General features: G+C 43.4%; 1 protein-coding gene and 1 pseudogene. Both read left to right on the top strand.

The window, feature by feature from the left end; all coding sequences use genetic code 11:
• Positions 1–1,598 (top strand): annotated as a pseudogene (locus BBROOKSOX_RS09970) (hypothetical protein); the annotation flags it as partial.
• Between the two features lie 426 nt (positions 1,599–2,024).
• A partial coding sequence (locus tag BBROOKSOX_RS09965) for a hypothetical protein (RefSeq protein WP_139661568.1) occupies positions 2,025–2,585 on the top strand: 561 nt, incomplete at its 3' end.

The following is a 2,585-nucleotide window of genomic DNA, read 5'->3' as shown; positions in this document are numbered from 1 at the left end:
CGCCTGAAAAGCGTGCAACTAGCCCTAGTTCTAACGACATTATCAATGGTTTTAATTTGGGGACTGATAACCACTACAATGAATTTCAATCAGACTCAAATGTTAATGATAATACCGCTTATGATACAGCCCCAAACTTAAAAGCAATCATCAGCAAAAAACTAGCCGCACTAGATTTGTCAGGTTACAGTGCAAAAATGATTATGAATCGTGCTGAGGCAAGGAGTTGTAGCGGTTGCCATCAAAATAGCAACGATACAGAAATTGCCCCGAATATTAACTGGCCAAAGAGTCAATCTTTTGTTCATGTTGATGAGCAAGGCACTTTATCCTTAGCATTAACCGAGCAATTTTTACCTGCTCGAGCAGCTTTACTGGAAGATTATTGGAAAAAAACAGTAGAAAAGTGGCGTTTTTCTGAGGTGGATTTCTTTAGTGCCCGTAATAATTTTAGTGGGTGGTATAATCCACCAAATTATCCTAACCATTATGCCTTTGCTGCCCTTAAAGCCGACGGGTCAATCACGGCGTGGGGTAACCCAGATGCTGGAGGCATAGCACCCTCTGGTAGTGGCTATACCAAGATTTATTCAACTGGGAGTGCCTTTGCTGCCCTTAAAGCCGATGGTTCAATCACGGTGTGGGGTGATTCAGGAGGTACAGGTGCGCCCTCTGGTGATGGCTACACCAAGATTTACTCAACTGCGGCTGCCTTTGCCGCCCTTAAAGCCGATGGCTCAGTCACGGTGTGGGGTGACTCACGTTATGGAAACACAGGTGCGCCCGATGGTAGTGGCTATACTAAGGTTTATTCAACTTATGGCGCCTTTGCCGCCCTTAAAGCCGATGGGTCAATCACGGTGTGGGGTGACTCAGGTCATGGAGGCGCAGGTGCACCCTCTGGTAAGGGCTACACCAAGATTTATTCAACTGGGACCGCCTTTGCTGCCCTTAAAGCCGATGGGTCAATCATGGCGTGGGGTGATTCAGGAGGCACAGGTGCACCCTCTGGTAAGGGCTATACCAAGATTTATTCAACTGAGAGTGCCTTTGCTGTCCTTAAAGCCGATGGGTCAATCATAGCGTGGGGCGACTCACGCTATGGAGGCACAGGTGTGCCCGATGGTAGTGGCTATATCAAAATTTATTCAAATAGGGGTTCCTTTGCCGCCCTTAAAGCCGATGGTTCAATCGCGGCGTGGGGTGGTAGTTCGGGTAGTGGAGATACAGGTGCGCCCTCTGGTAAGGGCTATACCAAGATTTATTCAACTCATAGTGCCTTTGCCGTCCTTAAAGCCGATGGTTCAATCGCGGCGTGGGGTCTAGGCTATGGAGGCACAGGTGCACCCTCTGGTAATGGCTATACCAAGATTTATTCAAATAACCATGCCTTTGTCGCCCTTAAAGCCGATGGCTCAATCACAGCGTGGGGTCATTCGGATTGGGGCGGTACAGGTGCACCCTCTGGTAGTGGCTATACCAAGATTTTCTCAAATGAGAAGGCCTTTACCGCCGTTAAAGCCGATGGTTCAATCACGGCGTGGGGTGATTCAAATTTTGGAGGCACTATACCTACATCTATCACTACATCCGATTAAATATAGAACAGTGTCAACTTAAAGTTTTTTAAATTAACAGATTAAAATACTTATTTGCTGTTCATTAAATTGTTTCATGACTCACTTGCATTGCTTTTTAAATAAGTAGGATCAGAGTGTCATTTATTCATCAATTTTCTTTCTTGGTCTTCCTGCGTTTCTACGGCTGACCCTTGCATTGGTCAAATTCTCAATTTGTTGAGATATGAGGGGATGCTACCCTTGTTTTATAGGGGTGTTTTAGCGTAAATGTTTTTGTAGTAGGGCTTTTACGGGGTTGGATTGTTAAATAAGGTTGGTTTTTTTTGGTTTGGATTTTTGAGGGGCTCTAAAGGCGAATTCACGAACAATTACAGGTAGAAAAATGTATAAAAACTTATGTTTAACTGTTATAATCAATCAAATTATCTTTCTGGATTTAAAATCATGAACCCAATATCTTTCAACCCAAATTTTGGGCGCATTCTACTATTAAGCACAGCCCTTATTGTCTCAATCAACACGATTGCAGGCGGACGCTCTAGTGAGCGCAATCTAATGGATGATTACTTGCAAGATAAAACATCAGCAAATCCTAATGCCTCTGCTATTCCCTTACAACGATCCGCATTCATCAATAACAACGCTTTAGTCTTTAACCGAGGTGCCACTGGCGTGAATAAGAATGATTTTGATAAAAAATTCTCACTTGCCAAAACACTCACAAACATTCGCAATACTAGCGACGCGACAACACACAGCTCTAACGCACAACTCCTAAACAGTTTGTTAAAAACACTCAATGTTGATTCAAAAATCAATGGTTTTGTAAAAATGAATTTACAAAAAAGAGCACAAGAAACCGCTCTTTCAGGGTTGGTTAACAACATGTTACCCAGCGCAATATTTAACCGTTTTGACCTCAGTGCCAGCAATGGCCAACATTGTGGTGAGTACCGAGTGATTTATCATAAAAATAATGGCAATAGATTCTTCCTAAGTTTTGAG

Source organism: bacterium endosymbiont of Bathymodiolus sp. 5 South (genome assembly GCF_900128535.1).
Classification (GTDB): domain Bacteria; phylum Pseudomonadota; class Gammaproteobacteria; order PS1; family Pseudothioglobaceae; genus Thiodubiliella.
This window is presented reverse-complemented; position numbering and strand designations above follow the sequence as displayed.